We start from the raw sequence: 19,594 nt of genomic DNA, 5'->3' as shown, positions 1-19,594 counted from the left end.
TGATTGATGACGGCTAGTGGCTTGGTTTAATGCCCCGCAGAATGTTCTGCGGGGCTTCTCATTAGGAAATATTAGGCGAGGGAACAGGTACTGCTGGATGCGCTTCAGCAAAGATACTGCAAAGAATGATGGTTATCCTCTTTCATGAAATGGAGTTCGTGATGTCTGACGCTACCTCTGCCTCTCCGCAGCAGGAACAACAACCGGGCATTCAAGCCCAGATGCAGCCGCAACCAACGTCCGAACCACGTGCGGACCCTTCAGGAAAAATGGCCCGTAAAATTGCCTTTATCACGGGCGGTGACAGCGGCATCGGACGGGCTGTCGCGCTGGCCTTCGCAAAAGAGGGCGCGCGCGTGGCAATCGGTTATTACGATGAACACGAGGATGCGCTGGAAACGCAACGTCTGATCGTTGAAGAAGGTGGTGAATGTCTTTTGATCGCGGGTGATATCGGTTCTGAAGATTTCTGCAGAGACGCTATAAAATCGGTGATTGCCGAATACGGAAGATTGGATGTCTTGGTCAACAATGCAGCGCAGCAATATCCTACGGAAAACATCGAGGATATTTCGCAAGTGCAGCTGGAAAAAACCTTCAGGACGAATATATTTTCGATGTTTTATCTGGTGAAAGCGGCTTTACCTTATTTAACTGCAGGTGCACGGATTATCAACACAGCGTCTGTCACCGCCTATCGCGGCAGCCCGCACTTGCTGGATTATGCAGCGACCAAAGGGGCGATTGTCGCGTTTACCCGGTCATTGGCACAGAAGCTGGTTAAGCGTGAAATTCACGTAAATGCGGTTGCGCCGGGACCGGTGTGGACGCCTTTAATTTCGGCGACTTTTTCGGAAGAAAAAATCAGAAAATTTGGTAAAGAGACGCCAATGGAAAGACCAGGACAACCTGATGAAATTGCGCCTTCCTACGTGTTTTTGGCAACTGAAGGAGCCTCGTATATGACGGGGCAGGTATTGCATCCGAATGGCGGAGAGATTATCAATGGGTAGATAGCGATAGCGTCGCGATTTAATAGCGGTAATCACGCCAGTAACGCAAGGGCATTCTCAATGTTTGTATACCGTTGAGAATACCCTTGCGTTATCACACGCGTGCATGCATACAGCGCTCACCGGCTGTCATTGGGGCTGGTCGTTATTATGTGATGATCTTTGATCGACTGGAATAACGGTAATTTCACCATTGCGCTCCAGCACGACTTTTTCTGCGCTGTCGATATCGGTGCTTCCGGTTTTCTTATGTATAGCCTCGCGTAAGTCAGTATTGGTGATCAGGCCTTCGCGCATTTGATGCCGATCAATTTTTCCTCGCATGACCAGCACTCGGGCCGATCCGCTGACCAGTTTGTCTAACAGCGGCGACCAAATGCTCAGCAGACCGATGAGGCGGTGCAGAACCACGATCACAACACCGGCGCATAGCGTGGGGACAAATGGTGATGCACCGACGATGGCGCGACTGAGCACTGCGCCCAGAAGCACCGTAATGCATAAATCGAACGCACTTCGATGACCGAGAGAGCGCCTGCCGCCAACGCGCAGCAGGACCAGCGTCAGCACAAAAATAACGAATGCTCTTGCTGACATGTGGAGTGCGTTCAGGTCACTGGATATACCAAACAATGTTCCCAAGATAGCCATTATCATTCTCCTTTTTTTGAGTTATCTTGCGCTTGCCTGACGTTTAGTGATTGGGCTGGCGTTGCACGATGGACCTGCCGACTGCACTGGTTATCTGACTATTTGTGATTGCGGCTACTTCAGGTTAGGCTACGCTTTACATTGCGCAACACTTCGAGGGATAAAATTATTCATCCGTCGGTGAATCAGCGGGGTCCAGAAGACTTAAAATTATTGCAATTGGCGAGCGAAATAAGCGTCCTGCATTTTTGGGATTGTTCTGAAAATAGGGAGCGGACGCAGCGATAGCCAATTACCCACACCCCTATTTTCAGGAGAAGTATATGAACATGCCAATAATTATAATTAACGCAACCAGTCGTCTGAATGCGAACGCCGCCATCGGGGCTAAGATGACAAAAATCGCCGCCATCTTAGCCTTGACAACGCTATTGGCATCTTGCGGATCGTCGGTGCCGCTGACTGAAACCCGCACCCCCGCAGAACAGTTGCCGATAGTTGGGGCTAGGTTGGCTGCGCCGGTGTTGACTGCCGGCGCATTCAATTGCGATATGGGAAATAGGGTTGATATCGAGGCGGATGCCAACAATGACGTTCGTCTGACCTGGAAAGGCACGAAGTATGCGATGACGCCGGTATCCACTACGACGGGTGCGGTACGTTTTGAAAATCAATCTAGCGGGCTGGTGTGGATACAGATTCCCGCTAAATCGATGTTGCTGAATACCCGCCAGGGCGCACAATTGGCGAACGAATGCAGAGTGCGTTAAGCGCTTATTCGATGGCATGCCATTACCAACCAGCAGGAGCATTAGCAGGATCAGTTAAAAAATAGCGTCATTCATCAAGAAGGAAAATAATGTCAGCGCCTATTTCCAACGTTCGCCCAAAATACGACAAGGTGCTAGTCGATATTGTTGATTACGTCACCAAATACAAAATTGTCTCGAAAGTAGCCTACGACACTGCGCGTAACTGTCTGATCGATACGCTGGGTTGTGGTTTGGAGGCGTTGGAATATCCTGCTTGCAAAAAATTGATGGGGCCTATCGTGCCGGGAACGGTCGTGCCGAACGGTGCCAAAGTACCGGGCACGCAGTTTCAGCTGGATCCCATTCAGGCGGCGTTCAATATCGGCATGATGATCCGCTGGCTGGATTTTAACGATACATGGCTGGCTGCTGAGTGGGGCCATCCTTCCGACAATCTGGGCGGCATTCTGGCAACTGCCGACTGGCTATCGCGCAACGCGGTTGCTGCTGGCAAAAAGCCGTTGACTATGAAAGACGTGTTGACCGGTATGATCAAGGCGCACGAAATTCAAGGGTGTATCGCGCTGGAAAATTCATTCAATAAAGTCGGTCTGGATCACGTTGTGTTGGTTAAGGTTGCCTCGACTGCGGTGGTGTCCGAAATGCTGGGTTTGAGCCGCGAAGAAACATTGAATGCGGTATCGCTGGCGTGGGTCGATGGACAAGCGCTGCGGACTTATCGCCATTCACCGAATACCGGCTCGCGCAAATCGTGGGCTGCAGGCGATGCAACTTCGCGCGCTGTGCGTCTGGCACTCATGGCAAAGACTGGCGAGATGGGTTATCCATCGGTATTAACGGCCAAGACCTGGGGTTTTTACGACGTGTTATTTAAAGGCCAGCCTTTCAAATTTCAGCGAAAATATGCTTCGTATGTGATGGAAAATATCTTATTCAAGATTTCTTTTCCCGCTGAGTTCCACGCGCAAACAGCGGTTGAGGCTGGCATGACCTTGCATCAGCAACTGGCTAAAGCCGGTAAGTCTGTCGAGGATATCCAAAAGATCACGATCAGAACGCACGAAGCCTGTATCCGCATCATCGACAAACAAGGTCCGCTGAACAATCCCGCTGACCGCGATCATTGCATTCAGTACATGGTTGCGGTGCCGCTGATTTATGGGCGTCTGACGGCGAGCGATTATGAGGACCATATCGCTGCTGATAAACGTATCGATATTTTGCGTAACAAGATCGTCTGCGTGGAAGATGCCGGGTTCACCAGGGATTATCATGATCCTGAGAAACGTTCGATTGCGAATGCGTTGACGGTTGAATTTAAAGACGGCAAGCCGTTGAAAGAAGTCGTAGTGGCGTATCCGATTGGACATGCGCGACGTCGCAAAGAAGGGATTCCGCTGCTGGAAGAAAAATTCAAGATCAATCTGGCGCGTCAGTTCCCGCTCAGGCAGCAGCAAAAAATTCTGGAAGTGTCGCTGGATCAGAAAAAGCTAGAGGCAATGGCGGTAAATGCGTACATGGATTTGTACGTTATTTAAGAAATTTTATTTTGATGTTGCCCGCCATTAATCCACATTAAGCTGAATTAACTATAGCGCTATAGGGTAATCTCTACCTTCTGGCGCTTTTCTTCGTCCGTACACTGTTTTGTTCATTATAAAAATATCAGCATCTTGGTCATAGATTTTCTAATAAGGATTTCTTCATAAGCGCTTGCGAGCCTATCGATGTTGGAATGCAAGCAATGCCGTCGCAAACGACGGCATTGCTTGCACCGTTTTGATTAGCGCGTAATGGCTTGCGGAGTCGTCCACATTCGGAGGAGACAGCATGAGTTACGCCAGCCTATATCAACGTTCCGTTGACGATCCAGAAGTTTTTTGGGCCGAACAAGCCAGAAGAATTGACTGGCATCAACCTTATACCCGGGTTCTCGATTACAGCAAGCCGCCTTTTACCAAATGGTTTGTCGGCGGCACCACTAATTTGTGTCACAACGCGGTGGATCGCTGGGTAGCGACACGCGGCGATCAAGCCGCATTGATCGCCATTTCGACCGAAACCAATACCGAACGCGTCTATACCTATCGCGATTTGCTGGCAGAGGTGAATCGTGCTGCAGCGACGTTGCAAGCGCTGGGCGTCGGGCAGGGCGACCGGGTATTGATTTACATGCCGATGATTGCCGAAGCTGCTTTTGTCATGCTGGCCTGCGCTCGGATTGGCGCGATTCATTCAGTGGTTTTTGGTGGTTTTGCCTCGCATAGTCTGGCGACGCGGATTGACGACGTTAAACCGACGTTAATCGTCTCGGCCGATGCGGGTTCACGTGGCGGCAAGGTGGTGCCTTACAAAGATTTGCTGGACGAGGCGATCAAATTGTCCCCGCATAAACCGGCGCATGTATTGCTGGTGAATCGCGGTCTGGCCGAGATGCCATTGACTGTCGGGCGGGATGTGGATTACGCGGAACAACGCGCGCTGCATATGGATGCGCACGTGCCAGTGGTCTGGCTAGAATCGAATGCGCTGTCGTATGTGCTGTACACCTCGGGCACCACTGGCAAGCCGAAGGGCGTGCAGCGTGATGTTGGCGGGCAGGCGGTAGCGCTGGCTGCATCCATCGACTATATTTTTTGCGGCAAAGCGGGCGGGACCTTTTTCAGTACGTCCGATATTGGCTGGGTGGTCGGGCATTCTTACATCGTCTATGGGCCGCTGATTGCCGGGATGGCGACGATTATGTACGAGGGATTGCCGATTTCTCCCGATGGCGGTATCTGGTGGAGCATCGTTGAAAAATACAAAGTTACGCAAATGTTTTCTGCGCCGACGGCGATCCGGGTATTAAAAAAGCAGCCGCCGGAGTTATTGCAGAAATACGACGTATCGTCGCTGCAAGCACTATATTTGGCTGGCGAGCCGCTGGATGAAACTACTTCCAGCTGGATTTCTGGGGCGTTGGGCGTGCCGGTATTCGATAATTACTGGCAAACTGAATCCGGCTGGCCGATGATGACAATTGCCAAAAATATCGAAGACAAACCAACCCGTCTCGGCAGCCCCGGGGTGCCCATGTATGGTTATAAAATCCAGCTCGTCAACGAAAACACCGGTGACTTGTGCGCTGCGAATGAAAAGGGCGTGTTAGTGGTCGAAGGACCGTTGCCGCCGGGTTGCCTGCAAACTATTTATGGCGACGATGATCGCTATGTCAGCACTTATTGGTCGAATTTTGAGCGGCAAGTCTATTCAACCTTCGACTGGGGCATTCGCGACGATGATGGTTATTATTTCATTCTGGGACGCACCGATGATGTGATCAATGTCGCCGGCCATCGGTTGGGTACGCGGGAAATTGAAGAGAGTATTTCCAGTCATGCCAATGTATCGGAAGTGGCGGTGGTCGGTATCGAAGATAAACTGAAGGGGCAGGTTGCAGTGGCGTTTGTGATTTTGAAGGATGCCAGCGTGCTGTCCGATGAGGCCGCCCGAGCGAAAATGGAAAAAGAAATCATGGGCGTGGTCGATAAGCAAATCGGCGCAGTGGGCCGCCCGGCAAGGGTTTATTTTGTGAGTTTGTTGCCGAAGACGCGCTCTGGCAAATTATTGCGACGGTCGATACAGGCAATCTGCGAAGGCCGGGACCCCGGCGACTTGACGACGATTGAAGACCCAAGTTCGCTGCAACAAATCCGCGGGGCATTGGCGGTGTAACGTAAAGACCTGCTGTTGCCATATTGATTGGCTGCGTGGTCTGTGAAAATGGGTGGATAGATGACAGTCGGACCTGAACGGCCTGGATGATTATCTATCCGCTCTCTCAGAGCAGCATAAATATGCGCTATGTATCGGCGGATTCATTTGCCCGATAGCTGATTTAGCTTACCGATGGTTTTTATTGCTTACGCGATTGGATAGGATAAGTTCTTTGCTATTGCTGGTTATCAATTTAGTAATAGTTTGATGTGTTCATTAAATTTTCTAAATATGTTGATTATTCACATTTTTTAAAAATATTGTTATTTTTATATCTATTGCGTCACGTTATTTTCCCGCTTCAGCCCGTCAAATTTTCAAATATGGTGTCTATGCCCAACTACTGGCGTCATGGCGCGCTATCATTGCGATAACCTAGTCCATTAACATAATCTCCTAACTTGCCGGGCAATTTGATTTCTTCGAAGTCCTCGAAGTCAGAAATATTTCCCCAACATTCATCACTATGACTTATATCATTCGTCCCGCGACGCCCAGCGACGCAGCAACTATCTGTGACATTTATAATCCTTACGTCCTGAATACCGCGATTACTTTTGAAACAATTCCTGTGACGCCACCTGAAATGGCGCAGCGTATTACCGACATTACGGCGCTGTTTCCATGGCTAGTCTGCATTGAAAAAACTACTGAGGGCGAGCAGATTCTTGGCTACGCTTACGCTACCAAATGGCGGACGCGGGCGGCCTATGCGCATTCGGTGGAAAGCTCGGTTTATTTGTCCGATGCGGCTGGTGGAAAAGGTCTTGGTACGCTGCTATACAAGGCGTTGTTGGCGGAACTCCGCAAGTTGTCGGTGCATGCCGTCATCGGCGGTATCGCTTTACCGAATCCCGGCAGCATCGCGCTGCACGAAAAAATGGGATTTGAAAAGGTCGGCGTGTTCCGTGAAGTTGGCAAAAAAACCGATACCTGGCTGGATGTCGGTTACTGGCAAATGTTTCTGTGATCAGCTCTCCATCATCGACTGCTGAGATGAGTGGGCCTAACGGGCAGGGTCATCCGCCATCGCCGCTGCCGATTGTCGATGGCGTGGCGCCCAGTTATGTCTGGCTGCCAGCGGGAGATTGGCCGGATATGCTGACATTTTTGGTGGAGCGTTTTCCGGCGATCAATAGCGCCACCTGGATTGCGCGGATGGCGCAGGGCGAAGTGGTGGATGACGCTGGCGTGCGACTCACACCGCAAGCACCTTACCGGCACGGCTGCCGTCTTTATTATTATCGTGCGCTGGAAGCGGAAACCCCGATTCCTTTTGAAGAAACGATTCTGTATCAGAACGAACGTTTACTAGTAGTCGATAAACCCCATTTTTTGCCTGTCATTCCGGCGGGACGATTTTTGCATGAAACCTTGCTGGTGCGGCTTAAAAAGAAGACCGGCCTGACAGCGCTAACGCCGATTCACCGGCTTGATCGCGAAACCGCAGGCGTGATGATTTTTTCGGTAGATATCGCCAGCCGGGGCGCGTATCAATCGCTGTTTCAGCAGCGTCTGGTGGATAAGGTTTATGAGGCGCTGGCCCCGACTATGCCGGAGTTGACTTTCCCATTGGTGCATCGCAGCCGAATGGTCGAGGGCACGCCGTTTTTTCGGATGCAGGAAGTGGCGGGCGAAGCGAATTCTGAGACCCTGATTGATCTGATTGAGCAGCGCCAGCAGCATAGTCTGTATCGCTTAAGCCCGTTGACCGGCAAAAAGCACCAGTTACGCGTGCATATGGCGTCACTTGGCATGCCGATCATCAACGATATTTTTTATCCTGATAACAGGCCATGCAAGGGGGACGACTGGTCATCGCCGCTGAAGTTGTTGGCGAAATCGATTGCATTCGAAGACCCGGTAACCGGTGAGCGCTTACGCTTTGAAACTGGTCTGACCCTCTAAAATAGCCTAAGCTAATAACATGCTTTTGTGATCACGCCGGACTAGCGCTGGCGATAAATTTTCGCGTTAAATATTGGATATCAGGAGCAATAAATGAGATCAACCCGTGCCACCTATGCTATCGAGCGGCTGAATGCACGTAGTCCCGAACTGCGGTATTCGATGCTGCGAACCGCGGAAGAGTTATTTATCCTCGCCCAAAATGCGGGTGATGCGATGCCGATCCGTGTCAGCGAGCCGCTGGAACTTGATGCATTCGTGAAGTTCGTCAATGCCTATGGCCCGCAAATTCCCAAACGCATCAGCAAGCTCGATGTTGCGTTTGAAAAACAATTGCAGAAACGCGAAAAATAAAGCCCATCATGGATGCCGAAGCCGTCATCGCCAACGAAAAAAACGATGAAACTGCCGAACCCGATCAGGTCATCCGCGCCATCCTGGTTCATGGCATGGGCCGCACGCCGCTGTCGATGCTGATTCTTGGGGCACGCTTGCGGGCCGCCGGTCTGCGTCCTATCGTATTTGGCTATTCGGCGGCCTTCGAGCGCTGGCATCCTTGCGTAACAAGGCTGCATCAATTTATTACCCGCAATACCAAAGGTCAGCGTTACGTCGTCATTGGGCATTCACTCGGTTGTGTGTTGTTGCTGGCGGTGTTGCCGACATTGGCGCAACAACCGGAAGCCTGTTTTTTTCTGGCCCCACCGATGCAAGCGAGTCGGATGGCGCGCACTTTTGCGCGTTGGCGTTTATTTCAGTTGATGACGGGCGAGATGGGTCAACTTCTGACGCAGCGCGAATGGATTGCCGAGTTACCGATGCCTACTATTCCCACCACCATTTATGCCGGAACCGCAGGCCCGCGCGGTCGCTGGTCGCCATTTGGCGATGAGCTGAATGACGGTATCCTGACCGTTGCTGAAACCCAATTGGGAGACATTCCTTTGGTCGTGGTGCCGTCGATTCACACCACGATCATGAACTCGCGCCGCATCAGTGACGATATTATCGCGACCGTAAAAAGAAATACTTGAGTAGGTATAGGCGGTCATTGAGCCACCTTTATCTTCGATCCCTTCAGGAGAAAAAATGACGATAGGCATACTCGCCGCGATGCACGACGAAGTCGCAGACCTGATCAACGCCATGATCGCGCAGAGCGGTAATCACGTGCAACGCATCGGCATGCGCGACTATCACGTTGGCACGTTTGAGGGGCAGCAATGCGTCGTTGTGCTTGCCAGAATCGGCAAGGTTGCAGCGGCGGCCACAGCAGTCACGTTGATTCGTGACTTCAATGTTGCCGAGATTGTTTTTACCGGTCTGGCTGGCGGTATCGGGCAACGCGTCGCGGTTGGCGATATCGTTATTGCCGATCGACTGGTGCAACACGATCTGGATGCCCGCCCACTTTTTCCGCATCACGAAGTGCCGCTGTTGGGGATGTCCGAATTTGTTCCGGATAATCGGCTATCGACTGAACTCACGGCCGCTGCTACGGCGTTTTTGCGTGAAGATTTACCGTATTCCGTTTCGCCGGAGAGTCGTAAAAATTTTGGGATTGCGCAGCCGGTCTTGCATATCGGGATGATCGTCAGTGGTGATCAATTCGTGGCCGATGGCGATAAGGCGAATGGAATTTTATCTGCGCTACCCGCTGCGCTGGCAGTTGAGATGGAGGGGGCCGCTGTCGCGCAAATATGTTTTGAATATGGCGTGCCTTGCGCGGTGTTGCGGACTATTTCAGATCGCGCTGATGCAAGCGCGCATACCGATTTCGGACAATTTTTGCGTGGTGTTGCCAGTCATTATTCCACGGGTATTTTGCGACGATTTTTTGCCGGACGCAGTTCAGATTCGCTGGCTGATCGATAGGGCGAAGCGCGCCGTGCGTGTACGCCAAGAAAAATAAGTCGGATAACATTGAGGGGACCAAGAATGATTTTGGTCCCCTCAGCGTCATTTCTTCTTGACCGTACTTTTTCGTACTTTTTTACTGCATGGCGGAGTAAGCCGTTGGCGTCAGAAACTGGTTTTCGATTCTCTCTACGATGATGGCTTGCGCTTCTGTCGCGGCGCGTTTTGCCAGCCATTCAGGATCGCTGGCAAACGCATTCCATTTTGTTTCGCGCTCAGCTAAGCTTTCCCATGCCAGCATATACGTCAATGTCTGGTTGGTCGATCCGACTAAAGTAGTCCAGAACCCGACTTGCTTGATGCCGTATTTTTCCCAAAATTTCAGCGTAATTGTCGAAAAACGCTCGTTCAGCGCAGGCAGACGGCCCGGTGCGCAATAGTAGGTTCGCATTTCGTAGATCATCAATTATTCTCCGTTGGCAGGTGGTTAATAGTGTTGCTAGCGTTACTTTGAAAGTGACTTAGCAGTTGCGGTGTTCGATCATAGCGCAGAGGCGAGATTGATGTGCGGTAACCCCAAATGGCACCTTAGTAACGGAAATGACAGAAAGCCTAACTCAGCACATCCGACCAAATATTCAATGCCCAATATTGCGCTTCCCGAAATTCTTGTGCCGATGCGTGCGCCGAAATGCCGCCACCTTCAGCCGGTTTCATTCGGTTTTCTGCCGCGTCATAGCGATACACACTTGTGACATGGATCGCCGCCTTGTCATCGACATAGCTATAGCAAGTGTTGGCAAATACCGGGCTAGGATCAGGAGCTTCGCCTGACATCAAAAATGCCAGCGCGTTGGCGCAGACTTTTGCTTGTGAAGTTGCCATATGTGCCGATTTTGGCAAGCCCGAATCGACCGCATCGCCAATCACGTGGATATTGGGAAAAACCTTTGATTCGTAAGTTCTAAAATCGACCTGGCACCATCGGTGACCGACATTGGCCAGACCGGATGCGACGGCCAGCGCGCCAGCGTTCTGCGGCGGAATGATGTTTAGTACATTCGATTTCACCGTGTCGAAATCTGTTTTTACAGTGCGGGTCGCCACATCGACTTCGAGCAAGTTGCTGCTAGGAAGATAGTCGATCATTCCTGGATACAAATCTTGCCATGCGCGTTCAAATAACGGTCGTTTAGAAGTGATGGCGGGGTTAGCATCCAGTACCACAATTTTAGATTTTGGTTTATGATTTTTGAGATAAAAAGCCACCTGACAAGCCCGTTCATACGGCCCTGGTGGACAGCGATACGGTAGCGCCGGAATCGTGACGGTGAAGACCCCGCCATCAGGCATCGCTTCCAACTGCTTACGCAGATTTTGGGTTTGTGGCCCAGCCTTCCATGCATGCGGAATCTGTTGTTGCGCGTCTTTATTATTCAGCATAGGAAGACCGTCATACATAAAACCTACGCCGGTCGCCACGATCAATCTGTCGTAAGAAAGTGTGCCTTTGCTTAGCCTGATCTCTGATCTTTCAGGATCAATCGCAGTGACGGTATCTTGTATCCACTGCACGCCGTGATGTTGCTTTAACAGATCGAAAGAAAAGGTAATATCCTCCAGCGTTTTCTCTCCACTCAGTACAAGATTGCTGACCGGACAGGAGACAAAATAGGCGTTCGGCTCGACCACGATGACTTCTATTTTTCCACGACTCCACATCCGTAAATACTTCGCGGCAGTTGCGCCGCCATAACCGCCACCGATGATGACTACCCGCCCTAGTTTTTTACTCGCAAGCACTTGCGACGGCATCGAAAACCATAACGCGCCACTTGCACCATATTTAAAAATATCCCGACGCTGCATTTTATTTGCCCTGCCTTGATTGCGGTGAATGTGGACGTTGGTGTGGCTTAGTGACTTAGTGATTATTGTCGCGTTTGACGTAAGGATTTCAGCTGAGATTGCGGTGAAAAATTCGGAGACGAACGCGGCTGTGCTGCAAAATATTTGCCTAACTGCACGATCTCGTCAGCCGTTAAACCGCGTGCTTGCTGTGGCATGACATCGGTGGACTCGGTTTGCTGTTGATACTCATGCATCCGCCTGACGAAATAGTCTGCGTCCAAACCTGCCAACACTGGCGTCCCGCCTTGACTTAAGCCATTGGTTCCGTGGCAGGCCGCACAAGAACCGGCTAGCGTAAGCGTATGTGGTAGCTGTGGCAGTTCTGCACCTGCGCGAGCAGAGGTCATACCGATACACAACATCCAACTGGCAACTAACACGGTATATTTTTTTATTAGCATGGCGTTTTCAGTCGTAATGGAAAGAAGGGCGACGGTGCCGATTGCGGTTTTATTCCCATTCCAAAACGGGATAAATCAGATTGACATTACGGCGGTTCACCGCATCAAACAGCACCCAGTGCGATTTTTCATCCTGCGCAGCGGTGCCCATTGCCTTGGTCATATCTTCGCCATTTTTGATGCTTGCTCTGACATCGCGTAGCAGTAAATCCAGATAGCGGCGTTCATTATCCAACGCTGTGTTTTTGTTTTTTGTCACTGGACCGTGTCCCGGAATCGCCAGATCAGCAGGCATATTTTTTAATCCCGCGATGGCGCTCAGCCATCCTTTAATATCGCCATCAATTGATGGCGCTCGTTCCACGAAAAGTAAATCGCCAGTCCAGAGTGTTTTGGTGCTGACATCGACAACGGTTAAATCGGTATTCGTATGCGCGGTGGGCCATGCCTTTAGTTGCAGTACACGCTTGCCCAGATCGATTTCCAGGTTCTTGCCGATGCTGACTGTAATGGTTGGCGCGATGACTGCGCTATTTTCTGCTGCAAGGCCGAGTTCGCTTTTCAGATTCCGTAAGTAGGCATCCTGTCGCAACGCCATAGTTTCGGGCAGTTTTTCATGTCCGATAAATGTCGGATGTTCATTGGTAAAAGCGGCATTGCCGAAGATGTGATCGGGATGAACGTGGGTATTAATCACATACCTGATGGGCAGTTTGCTGATGAGACGGATCGCTTCTTTTAACGAAGAACCTATTTTATAAGAGCCGCCGGTATCGATAACGGCAACCGCATCGGTGCCGATGACAAAGCCAATATTGGCGATATCGCCGTGATAGTTTTCGTTGAAATCCTCGTGCACGCCCTGATGCACGTACACGCCGTTGGCGACTTGTATTACTGGCAGCGGTTCGGCTTGTGCATTGAGCGAGATGCAGGTGCCAATCACTAATAGCGTCTTTATAAGTCGGCTAGAAAGCGGGGAATGCACTCAGCCTTCCTTAACGGGGATAGACGTATTAAACGTGCCGCCTTCGTTATCTTTGATGATCAGCTCAAGGGTTCCCGGTTTGTCCGGAATAAAGCCAAACTGAATATTCGGATCTTCGCTGATGCCGATAAATGTGGCTGCTTGCATCACCGTTTTGCCGTTATATTTCGCCTCGACACTATTGATAAAAAACGCAGGACGAAAACCCTGCGTGACCAGATCGCGCTGCAAGCCTGTAAACATCGGATGTTTGATCAACAGTTTGACGTGGCTAAAGCTGCCTATTTTTAGCGGCTTTTCCAGCGCAAGTTTCATTTTTCCGGCGGCCGCTTTAGCGACTGCTTCATCGCCACCCACTGCACCGCCGCAACCGCCTTCAGCGCGAACGGGAATAGTGCGCATATATAACTGGCCGTCATTTGCCTCCGCCACCACGCGCACCAAAGAATCACTTTCAAGGCGGATACGGGTTGAAATTTCTGCTTTGCCGCTGCTGGGATTAAAGTGGAAAATTGCTGCCAAAGGGACGGGATTGGCATCTACAAAGACCGATACCGATTTGATGTATTTTTCAGCCGTCATCGGATAGTCGATGCTGAAGGCGAACGGCACCTGCGCACCGCTGTCGGCACGGGATGGCGCAGTTAATTGAATGAACGCGCCGGAGGCTATTTTTTTGCCGGGATAGTACGTATTTTGCAGAGTGCCCCAATAAGTGTCGCTGACTTCAGCAAGGACGGGCTGGATCGCTAGTGTCAACGAAAGCGTAATTACCGCTAGCCCGACGCAAAATTTGCCCTGATATCTGGCGAGCATACGCAACCGGCTTTTCATCTTGCTAGTCCTATCGTCTTGGTGTTTAGCTGCGCGATAGCATCAACGGACCCCGTTAGCGCGATGGCGTGCTCGGGATGATCGGTTTGCATCAGCGCGCAACAACAATATGCATTAATTTGCCTATTGCTTGCAGGCGGAAATTGACCAGGCATTAACCACTGCGGCAATCGCATCGCACTTCTCCTGTGAACAGAACGGTTGACCCCGTTTGCAGCATGGCGCAATGAGAGGACGACGCTGCGCTGTCGTGGAAATCGGGTAGATAGGGGGAATGTCTCGCGTGCGAAATATTGTTTGTTTCGTTGGCGCATGCAAATTGGAGTATGTACTCAATTTTTTCAAGCTACAAGCAGCAATTGCCATGCGCCTTTTAATAAGGCGCAGTGCCGTTGTTGCATCATTCATACATGTATTTAATTGCATATAGAAAAATTTATTTCTTTGCCACTATTTTTGTGCTTGCCGACGGCAATATAATTGTTGCTGGTTAACTTTTGTAGAGATAAAAATGACAGCGGCGACTGTAGCTTTTCGTGCGACGATTATCGCGTCGATCTGTATTGCAAGCGGTACTCTACATGCGCAGTCTGTTGAGCGCCCGGTCCTGAAAGAAGGGGATAAGTGGGCCTACAGCGTCCGCGTTGATGAAAATAAAGCTGACATCATGCGTTCCTCCACACGCAATTGGGAAGCCTCGATCACCCGTGCTGGTTTGCAGACCATCATCCTTGCCAGTAAGCCGGTTGATAGCAATTTGCCGCCGACAGAAGCCAGTCTCAATGCAGATTGGAGCGTGACGCGTAGTCTTAATGGGAAAAATACGGTGACTTCGCGGCCCTATGATTTTCCGATGAAACCGGGTAAAACCTGGAAATTAGAGACTCTGGAAAACAAGCCGGATGCGCAAGCCAAAACCCAAAAAATCACGCTGCAATATACCGTTGTCGGCTGGGAAGATGTGAAAGTACCGGCTGGCACTTTCAAGGCACTAAAAATTGAAGCCGAAGGTGAGTGGCAAAAAGAATTTGAGACACGCGGCGCATCGGCGAACAGTGCAGTCGGTGCGGCGACGACAGGAGCAACTGTCGTGATCCAGTCGCATGCTGCATTTACGCCGCCTCCGGTGAGTGGGCGCATCTACAGAGCCTTTTGGTATTCGCCTGAAATTAAGCGCGATGTCAAACTTGTTACAGAGGATATGACGGGCAACGGCACGCTGAGTAAGCGCACGACAGAGGAGCTTGAGTCTTTTTCGGTGCAATAATAAAGAACGATGATGTATGAGATTCGGGCCGACTCTGCTGAGCGGCCCGACTATCTTCAATGACTGCCGGTCGAACGATTTACTCTTCCCCAATATCCTCATCCCATAACGCCGGACTGGCTTGAATAAAATCACGCATCAGGGCGATACATTCGGCATTCTCCAAAATTTCCAGCGTGACGCCGCGGCTGCGAAGATAGTCTTCCGGACCCTGAAAAGTTTGATTTTCGCCGATAACAATCTTCGGTATTTTGTATAGCAAGGCCGCGCCGCTGCACATATCGCAACAAGATAAAGTTGAATACATCACCGCACGTTGATAGTCGCTAGCCTTCAGTCGCCCAGCATTTTCCAGACAATCCATTTCGGCATGCAAAATAGCGCTGCTGTTTTGCACCCGCCGATTATGTCCGCGCCCGACGATTTTATCGTCAATCACTAATACGGAACCGATTGGAATGCCCCCTTCGTCCAATCCTCTTTTAGCCTCTTCAATGGCTGCTTGCATGAACTTATCGGTCATAGTGGTTCCTTATTTAGGATTAGCGTGAAAGTCCCATTTGCGCAGTTTTACGATTTCCATTGCATTCTCTTTCAGACACTCAACACCATAAACCAGTTATCCCGGCGGCGGTTGTTTAATAATGTCCATAGTGGATGTAATTCGTCAGTTGTCTTTCATTAATGCGCATATCCAGAAAGCGTGACTGAATTTGCCGGGAGATTAGCATTGTCGCCCCGATAAACTAGGGGATGCGGTAACATCTCTCCTCTGAATCCGCGGGCAGCTAATCTGGTGCTTAATTGCAAAGAATGGCGATAAACTGCCGCATACCCGCATCAATTAAGGCTCTAAAATATGTTGAAATTAGCAACGTGGAACGTTAACTCGCTGAAGGTTCGCTTGCCCCAAGTATTGCAGTGGCTTTCCGATAATCCGATGGATATTTTGGCGCTACAGGAAACCAAATTGACGGACGATAAATTTCCTCAGGCGGAAATTGAAGCGGCCGGTTATCACGTCGTGTTTAGCGGTCAGAAGACTTATAACGGCGTGGCCATCATTTCGCGTCATCCGATCACCGATGTCGTCAAAAATAATCCGATGTTTGAAGATGAACAGCAACGTTTGCTGACGGCGACGATCGCGGGGATACGGATTGTCTGCGCCTATATTCCGAACGGGCAATCGCTGGAATCGGATAAGTATCAATACAAGTTGAAGTGGCTGGATGCTTTGCACGACTATCTTGATGATGAGCGCAAACTGCATCCGCATCTGGCGTTGATGGGGGATTACAACATTGCACCGGAAGATCGCGATGTGTATGACCCGGCTGCGTGGATCGGAGAAAATCTGGTCTCGCCGCCAGAGCGTGCGGCGTTCGTTCGCTTGCAGCATCTGGAGCTGACCGACGCGTTTCGCCTGTTCGAGCAAGCGGAGAAGTTATACAGTTGGTGGGATTATCGTCGTATGGGATTCCGCCTGAATCGTGGCATGCGTATCGATCACATCCTGTTGTCGCCAGCGTTGACGGCGAAATGTACGGCCTGCGTGATTGACAAAGTGCCGCGTAAATGGGAGCAGCCGTCTGATCACGCCCCGGTGATTGCGACGTTGAGCGATTAATTTTGGCGTTGCCGTCCGCTGGCTGGGGCGCGATTTACAGCATCTATAGCAGCAATTGAAGCCGGTATTTTTAGATCGGCTTTTTTATATGTGCAGTAAGTAAAGGGCTTGCTTTTGTAGTCCATGGATTCCTGCAGCGTGGCACCGTTGGAGTAAGTCCTCGCATCCGAGAAAAGTGCCGTAATACAATGCAGCTAATGCATCGGGACGATGACTGAAATAAAAAAAGCGACCGCAGATGGTCGCTTTTTTATTAGCTATGCTGAGGCTAAACGGTCAACTCTCACTATTCTGCATCAGCCAACGATATTTGTTCGGGCCGCATTATTGCAGATGATTACTGACGCTTCTTTTCTTCTTTCTTCACTTTTTTGTCGGCCTTCTTTTCCTTCATTGTTTTAGCAGGCTCTTTCTTGACTGCTTTTTTCGAATCTTGATTCTTGCCCATGATTGTCGCTCCGTCGGTAAACATCGATACACCATCATTGATCAAATAATCGCAGTAATTGGTATCGTTACGTGATGATAATCCTTTGGATGCTGAATGTGATGGGTTACCGGCGATAACCAGGCATTTTGCGTAAAAAATATTGCGATGGCAGTGTATGGGGATAATCAAGGCAGTTATCGCGATCCTTCAGTGATGATCAAACGATCTGAAAAAAGCCCAAAATTCCGCTTAATTAAAATGATTTTATGGCTTCATGCGTTAAGGATGTCCGTTGCTCTGAATACCGTATTTTTTGGTTGAATATGGCGAGTCAATCGACTTAGGATAGTATGGGAACACTTTTCGTGTAAATGCAACTATTAAGTTGGGCAAGAAATAACAAAATGTTTATATTTTTTTCGGGTGTTTTTGTCCTTGCAGTCGAGCTCGATTTAACGGAAGTGCGCAGTAATGTCTGATTACAATCCGGAGCGCGCTTCACTCACCGATCAGGCGCATCAGCTAATTGAGGAAAAGATCGTCATGCTGATACTGGTGCCCGGCGAACTTGTGTCCGAATCTATCCTTAGCAATCTTATTGGTATTGGAACGTCGCCGATTCGAGAAGCGCTAAAACGTCTGGCGCGTGAACATCTGGTAGAAATTATTCCCCGTAGCGGTGTTGTTGTCGCCGCGCTGAATGCCGACAAACAACGTGATGTGCTGGAGACCCGTCGGGTGCTGGATTGCCTGATTGCAAAAGCGGCGGCGCGGCGAGCGACGATTGAGGAACGTCTGGCGATCGTGACGCTGGCGCGAGAAATGGATAAAACGGTCGTCGAAAACGATATAAAAGGCTTTTTGCAAATGGGTGTAGCGTTCCACGATTTATTGGCAAAAGCCGGGCGCAATGTCATCGCGGCAGAAACGGTGGCATCGCTGTTTTCAGTCTCGCGTCGCTTTTGGTATTTCCATACTGGACCGCAGGGTAATTTTTCAGAAACTGCTGTGCTGTATGGCGCCATAGCATCGGCGATCGCGGTGGGTGATGAGCGTGCTGCCAGCGATGCTAGCGAACATCTGATTGATTTTCTACTGACTTTTACATTACAGAGTTTGCCTGTCTGATGTGGCGGCTTTGCATAAGCCGCTCATTCTCACGCTATCAGAAGGGTTTATTTTTTAGGGTACATTGCTTTATAAAGGTATCCAAATCTTCATCATTTATACGCGGCCATTCGGCACGGCGTTTTCTATTTTTCGTTCTATCGCATAGCGCTATAGGTTGTTGTTTAGCCTGGCATGCTCGTTCAGATTTTTGTTTATTACTACGTGATCAGTTGCTGGTGACGGTGTGGATCTGTCGATTACAAAACAATTAAGAAGCTAGGAATTTATATGTCAGGGCAGGTGCAATACGATTTCTCAAACAAGGTTGTTGTCGTGACCGGTGGGTTGGGTGAGATTGGCGCGGCGATTTGTGCCCGGTTTTTGGCGTGCGGTGCGGTGGTGAGTATTTGGGATCAGGGTGTACATGAAGTTGCTGCTAACAGGCATTTTTTTGATGTTGAAGTCAGGAATTTAGCGGCGGTTCAGGATGCTTGTGATAGTACGATTCGGCATTTTGGAAAAATTGATATTGTGATTCAGGCAGCTGGTTTTGGTGGCGAGCTTGTATCGTTGGAGACGAGTTTTCCTGAAACCTGGCGGCGGGTGATTGAGGTGAATTTGTTGGGGACTTATCATGTATGTAGAACGATTGTTCCTTTTATGCGGGAGGTTGGTAGTGGGCGGATTATTAATATTGCTGCGCTTGCTGGTAAGGAGGGAGAAGCAAATGCATCTGCCTTTAGCGCTGCGGAAGCGGGGGTTATTGCGCTGACGAAGTCTTTGGGTAAGGAGCTGGGTGGGACTGGTATTTTGGTGAATGTTGTCGTGCCGGGGACGGTGGATACGATGCTTCTGAATCAGTTGGTTGGGGCGCAGGTGCAGGGCATGGTTAATAAGTGTCCCTTAGGGCGATTGGGGCGGGTGGCGGAAGTTGCTGAGATGATGTTGTGGCTGGCATCGGATGCGTGTACTTTTAATACCGGGGCGGTATTTGATCTTTCGGGTGGGCGGGCTACTTATTGAGTTTGTTGTTTTTGTTTAGAGTGAATGGTAATTTGTTGG

At 50.1% G+C, this 19,594-nt stretch carries 20 protein-coding genes; 13 read left to right on the top strand and 7 right to left on the bottom strand.

What is annotated here, in order from left to right; all coding sequences use genetic code 11:
* The first annotated feature begins 161 nt into the window (after nucleotides 1-161).
* The gene (locus C7W93_RS11170; protein WP_108440070.1) at nucleotides 162-1,013 is read left to right on the top strand and encodes an SDR family oxidoreductase; all 852 of its coding nucleotides are present in this window, start codon (nucleotides 162-164) and stop codon (nucleotides 1,011-1,013) included.
* A gap of 129 nt (nucleotides 1,014-1,142) precedes the next feature.
* On the opposite strand, the gene C7W93_RS11165 is transcribed toward C7W93_RS11170, so the two are convergent.
* Nucleotides 1,143-1,664 carry a DUF421 domain-containing protein gene (locus C7W93_RS11165; protein WP_108440069.1) on the bottom strand — a complete coding sequence of 174 codons (522 nt, stop codon included), beginning with the start codon at nucleotides 1,662-1,664 and terminating at the stop codon, nucleotides 1,143-1,145.
* Between the two features lie 329 nt (nucleotides 1,665-1,993).
* On the opposite strand from C7W93_RS11165, the gene C7W93_RS11160 reads away from it, so the two are divergent.
* From C7W93_RS11160 to C7W93_RS11125, 8 genes are all read left to right on the top strand, one after another.
* Nucleotides 1,994-2,434 (top strand): hypothetical protein, encoded by a 441-nt coding sequence (locus C7W93_RS11160; protein WP_225869808.1) that lies wholly within the window; start codon nucleotides 1,994-1,996, stop codon nucleotides 2,432-2,434.
* 89 nt (nucleotides 2,435-2,523) lie between these two features.
* Nucleotides 2,524-3,975, top strand: coding sequence for a bifunctional 2-methylcitrate dehydratase/aconitate hydratase (locus tag C7W93_RS11155; protein ID WP_108440068.1), 1,452 nt, complete (start codon nucleotides 2,524-2,526; stop codon nucleotides 3,973-3,975).
* A gap of 292 nt (nucleotides 3,976-4,267) precedes the next feature.
* A complete protein-coding gene (locus C7W93_RS11150) occupies nucleotides 4,268-6,154 on the top strand; it encodes a propionate--CoA ligase (RefSeq protein WP_108440067.1) in 1,887 nt (628 codons plus the stop codon).
* 508 nt (nucleotides 6,155-6,662) lie between these two features.
* Nucleotides 6,663-7,166: an arsinothricin resistance N-acetyltransferase ArsN1 family B gene (locus tag C7W93_RS11145; RefSeq protein ID WP_108440066.1), complete on the top strand. Its 504-nt coding sequence runs from the start codon at nucleotides 6,663-6,665 to the stop codon at nucleotides 7,164-7,166.
* Nucleotides 7,167-7,192: 26 nt separating this feature from the next.
* Complete coding sequence (locus C7W93_RS11140) at nucleotides 7,193-8,104, top strand: RluA family pseudouridine synthase (RefSeq protein WP_108440616.1); 912 nt, start codon at nucleotides 7,193-7,195, stop codon at nucleotides 8,102-8,104.
* A gap of 93 nt (nucleotides 8,105-8,197) precedes the next feature.
* Entirely contained in the window at nucleotides 8,198-8,458 is a 261-nt protein-coding gene (locus tag C7W93_RS11135; protein ID WP_108440065.1) for a hypothetical protein, read from the top strand.
* 8 nt (nucleotides 8,459-8,466) lie between these two features.
* The gene (locus C7W93_RS11130; RefSeq protein ID WP_108440064.1) at nucleotides 8,467-9,138 is read left to right on the top strand and encodes an alpha/beta hydrolase; all 672 of its coding nucleotides are present in this window, start codon (nucleotides 8,467-8,469) and stop codon (nucleotides 9,136-9,138) included.
* A gap of 55 nt (nucleotides 9,139-9,193) precedes the next feature.
* The gene (locus C7W93_RS11125) at nucleotides 9,194-9,979 is read left to right on the top strand and encodes a 5'-methylthioadenosine/adenosylhomocysteine nucleosidase (protein ID WP_108440063.1); all 786 of its coding nucleotides are present in this window, start codon (nucleotides 9,194-9,196) and stop codon (nucleotides 9,977-9,979) included.
* A gap of 118 nt (nucleotides 9,980-10,097) precedes the next feature.
* Here the strand turns inward: C7W93_RS11125 and C7W93_RS11120 are convergent, their stop codons facing one another.
* The 5 genes from C7W93_RS11120 to C7W93_RS11100 all read right to left on the bottom strand — a co-directional run bounded on the left by C7W93_RS11120 (nucleotide 10,098) and on the right by C7W93_RS11100 (nucleotide 14,095).
* On the bottom strand, nucleotides 10,098-10,424 hold the full coding sequence (locus C7W93_RS11120) for an NIPSNAP family protein (RefSeq protein WP_108440062.1): 327 nt from the start codon (nucleotides 10,422-10,424) through the stop codon (nucleotides 10,098-10,100).
* Between the two features lie 149 nt (nucleotides 10,425-10,573).
* On the bottom strand, nucleotides 10,574-11,830 hold the full coding sequence (locus C7W93_RS11115; RefSeq protein WP_108440061.1) for an NAD(P)/FAD-dependent oxidoreductase: 1,257 nt from the start codon (nucleotides 11,828-11,830) through the stop codon (nucleotides 10,574-10,576).
* Between the two features lie 62 nt (nucleotides 11,831-11,892).
* Complete coding sequence (locus C7W93_RS11110; RefSeq protein ID WP_201747192.1) at nucleotides 11,893-12,273, bottom strand: c-type cytochrome; 381 nt, start codon at nucleotides 12,271-12,273, stop codon at nucleotides 11,893-11,895.
* 49 nt (nucleotides 12,274-12,322) lie between these two features.
* A complete protein-coding gene (locus tag C7W93_RS11105) occupies nucleotides 12,323-13,261 on the bottom strand; it encodes a quinoprotein relay system zinc metallohydrolase 2 (protein ID WP_108440060.1) in 939 nt (312 codons plus the stop codon).
* Nucleotides 13,262-14,095 carry a quinoprotein dehydrogenase-associated SoxYZ-like carrier gene (locus C7W93_RS11100; RefSeq protein ID WP_201747191.1) on the bottom strand — a complete coding sequence of 278 codons (834 nt, stop codon included), beginning with the start codon at nucleotides 14,093-14,095 and terminating at the stop codon, nucleotides 13,262-13,264.
* 511 nt (nucleotides 14,096-14,606) lie between these two features.
* On the opposite strand from C7W93_RS11100, the gene C7W93_RS11090 reads away from it, so the two are divergent.
* Nucleotides 14,607-15,362 carry a hypothetical protein gene (locus tag C7W93_RS11090; RefSeq protein WP_108440058.1) on the top strand — a complete coding sequence of 252 codons (756 nt, stop codon included), beginning with the start codon at nucleotides 14,607-14,609 and terminating at the stop codon, nucleotides 15,360-15,362.
* Nucleotides 15,363-15,441: 79 nt separating this feature from the next.
* Here the strand turns inward: C7W93_RS11090 and C7W93_RS11085 are convergent, their stop codons facing one another.
* Nucleotides 15,442-15,885: a nucleoside deaminase gene (locus C7W93_RS11085; RefSeq protein WP_108440057.1), complete on the bottom strand. Its 444-nt coding sequence runs from the start codon at nucleotides 15,883-15,885 to the stop codon at nucleotides 15,442-15,444.
* A 339-nt stretch (nucleotides 15,886-16,224) separates the two neighbouring features.
* On the opposite strand from C7W93_RS11085, the gene xth reads away from it, so the two are divergent.
* From xth to C7W93_RS11070, 3 genes are all read left to right on the top strand, one after another.
* Nucleotides 16,225-16,992 (top strand): exodeoxyribonuclease III, encoded by a 768-nt coding sequence (gene xth / locus C7W93_RS11080; RefSeq protein ID WP_108440613.1) that lies wholly within the window; start codon nucleotides 16,225-16,227, stop codon nucleotides 16,990-16,992.
* A gap of 901 nt (nucleotides 16,993-17,893) precedes the next feature.
* Nucleotides 17,894-18,550: a GntR family transcriptional regulator gene (locus C7W93_RS11075; RefSeq protein WP_108440056.1), complete on the top strand. Its 657-nt coding sequence runs from the start codon at nucleotides 17,894-17,896 to the stop codon at nucleotides 18,548-18,550.
* Nucleotides 18,551-18,820: 270 nt separating this feature from the next.
* Nucleotides 18,821-19,555 (top strand): SDR family NAD(P)-dependent oxidoreductase, encoded by a 735-nt coding sequence (locus C7W93_RS11070; protein ID WP_108440055.1) that lies wholly within the window; start codon nucleotides 18,821-18,823, stop codon nucleotides 19,553-19,555.
* The last annotated feature ends 39 nt before the right edge of the window (nucleotides 19,556-19,594 follow it).

This window comes from Glaciimonas sp. PCH181, assembly GCF_003056055.1.
Classification (GTDB): Bacteria; Pseudomonadota; Gammaproteobacteria; order Burkholderiales; family Burkholderiaceae_D; genus Glaciimonas.
The sequence above is the reverse complement of the archived record's forward strand: the minus strand, read 5'-3'. Positions and strand labels throughout refer to the sequence as shown.

Coding starts and splice junctions, on each gene's coding strand:
- C7W93_RS11170 (WP_108440070.1), top strand. CDS start 162: ATGTCTGACGCTACCTCTGCCTCTCCGCAGCAGGAACAACAACCGGGC.
- C7W93_RS11165 (WP_108440069.1), bottom strand. CDS start 1,664: ATGGCTATCTTGGGAACATTGTTTGGTATATCCAGTGACCTGAACGCA.
- C7W93_RS11160 (WP_225869808.1), top strand. CDS start 1,994: ATGCCAATAATTATAATTAACGCAACCAGTCGTCTGAATGCGAACGCC.
- C7W93_RS11155 (WP_108440068.1), top strand. CDS start 2,524: ATGTCAGCGCCTATTTCCAACGTTCGCCCAAAATACGACAAGGTGCTA.
- C7W93_RS11150 (WP_108440067.1), top strand. CDS start 4,268: ATGAGTTACGCCAGCCTATATCAACGTTCCGTTGACGATCCAGAAGTT.
- C7W93_RS11145 (WP_108440066.1), top strand. CDS start 6,663: ATGACTTATATCATTCGTCCCGCGACGCCCAGCGACGCAGCAACTATC.
- C7W93_RS11140 (WP_108440616.1), top strand. CDS start 7,193: ATGAGTGGGCCTAACGGGCAGGGTCATCCGCCATCGCCGCTGCCGATT.
- C7W93_RS11135 (WP_108440065.1), top strand. CDS start 8,198: ATGAGATCAACCCGTGCCACCTATGCTATCGAGCGGCTGAATGCACGT.
- C7W93_RS11130 (WP_108440064.1), top strand. CDS start 8,467: ATGGATGCCGAAGCCGTCATCGCCAACGAAAAAAACGATGAAACTGCC.
- C7W93_RS11125 (WP_108440063.1), top strand. CDS start 9,194: ATGACGATAGGCATACTCGCCGCGATGCACGACGAAGTCGCAGACCTG.
- C7W93_RS11120 (WP_108440062.1), bottom strand. CDS start 10,424: ATGATCTACGAAATGCGAACCTACTATTGCGCACCGGGCCGTCTGCCT.
- C7W93_RS11115 (WP_108440061.1), bottom strand. CDS start 11,830: ATGCAGCGTCGGGATATTTTTAAATATGGTGCAAGTGGCGCGTTATGG.
- C7W93_RS11110 (WP_201747192.1), bottom strand. CDS start 12,273: ATGCTAATAAAAAAATATACCGTGTTAGTTGCCAGTTGGATGTTGTGT.
- C7W93_RS11100 (WP_201747191.1), bottom strand. CDS start 14,095: ATGAAAAGCCGGTTGCGTATGCTCGCCAGATATCAGGGCAAATTTTGC.
- C7W93_RS11090 (WP_108440058.1), top strand. CDS start 14,607: ATGACAGCGGCGACTGTAGCTTTTCGTGCGACGATTATCGCGTCGATC.
- C7W93_RS11085 (WP_108440057.1), bottom strand. CDS start 15,885: ATGACCGATAAGTTCATGCAAGCAGCCATTGAAGAGGCTAAAAGAGGA.
- C7W93_RS11075 (WP_108440056.1), top strand. CDS start 17,894: ATGTCTGATTACAATCCGGAGCGCGCTTCACTCACCGATCAGGCGCAT.
- C7W93_RS11070 (WP_108440055.1), top strand. CDS start 18,821: ATGTCAGGGCAGGTGCAATACGATTTCTCAAACAAGGTTGTTGTCGTG.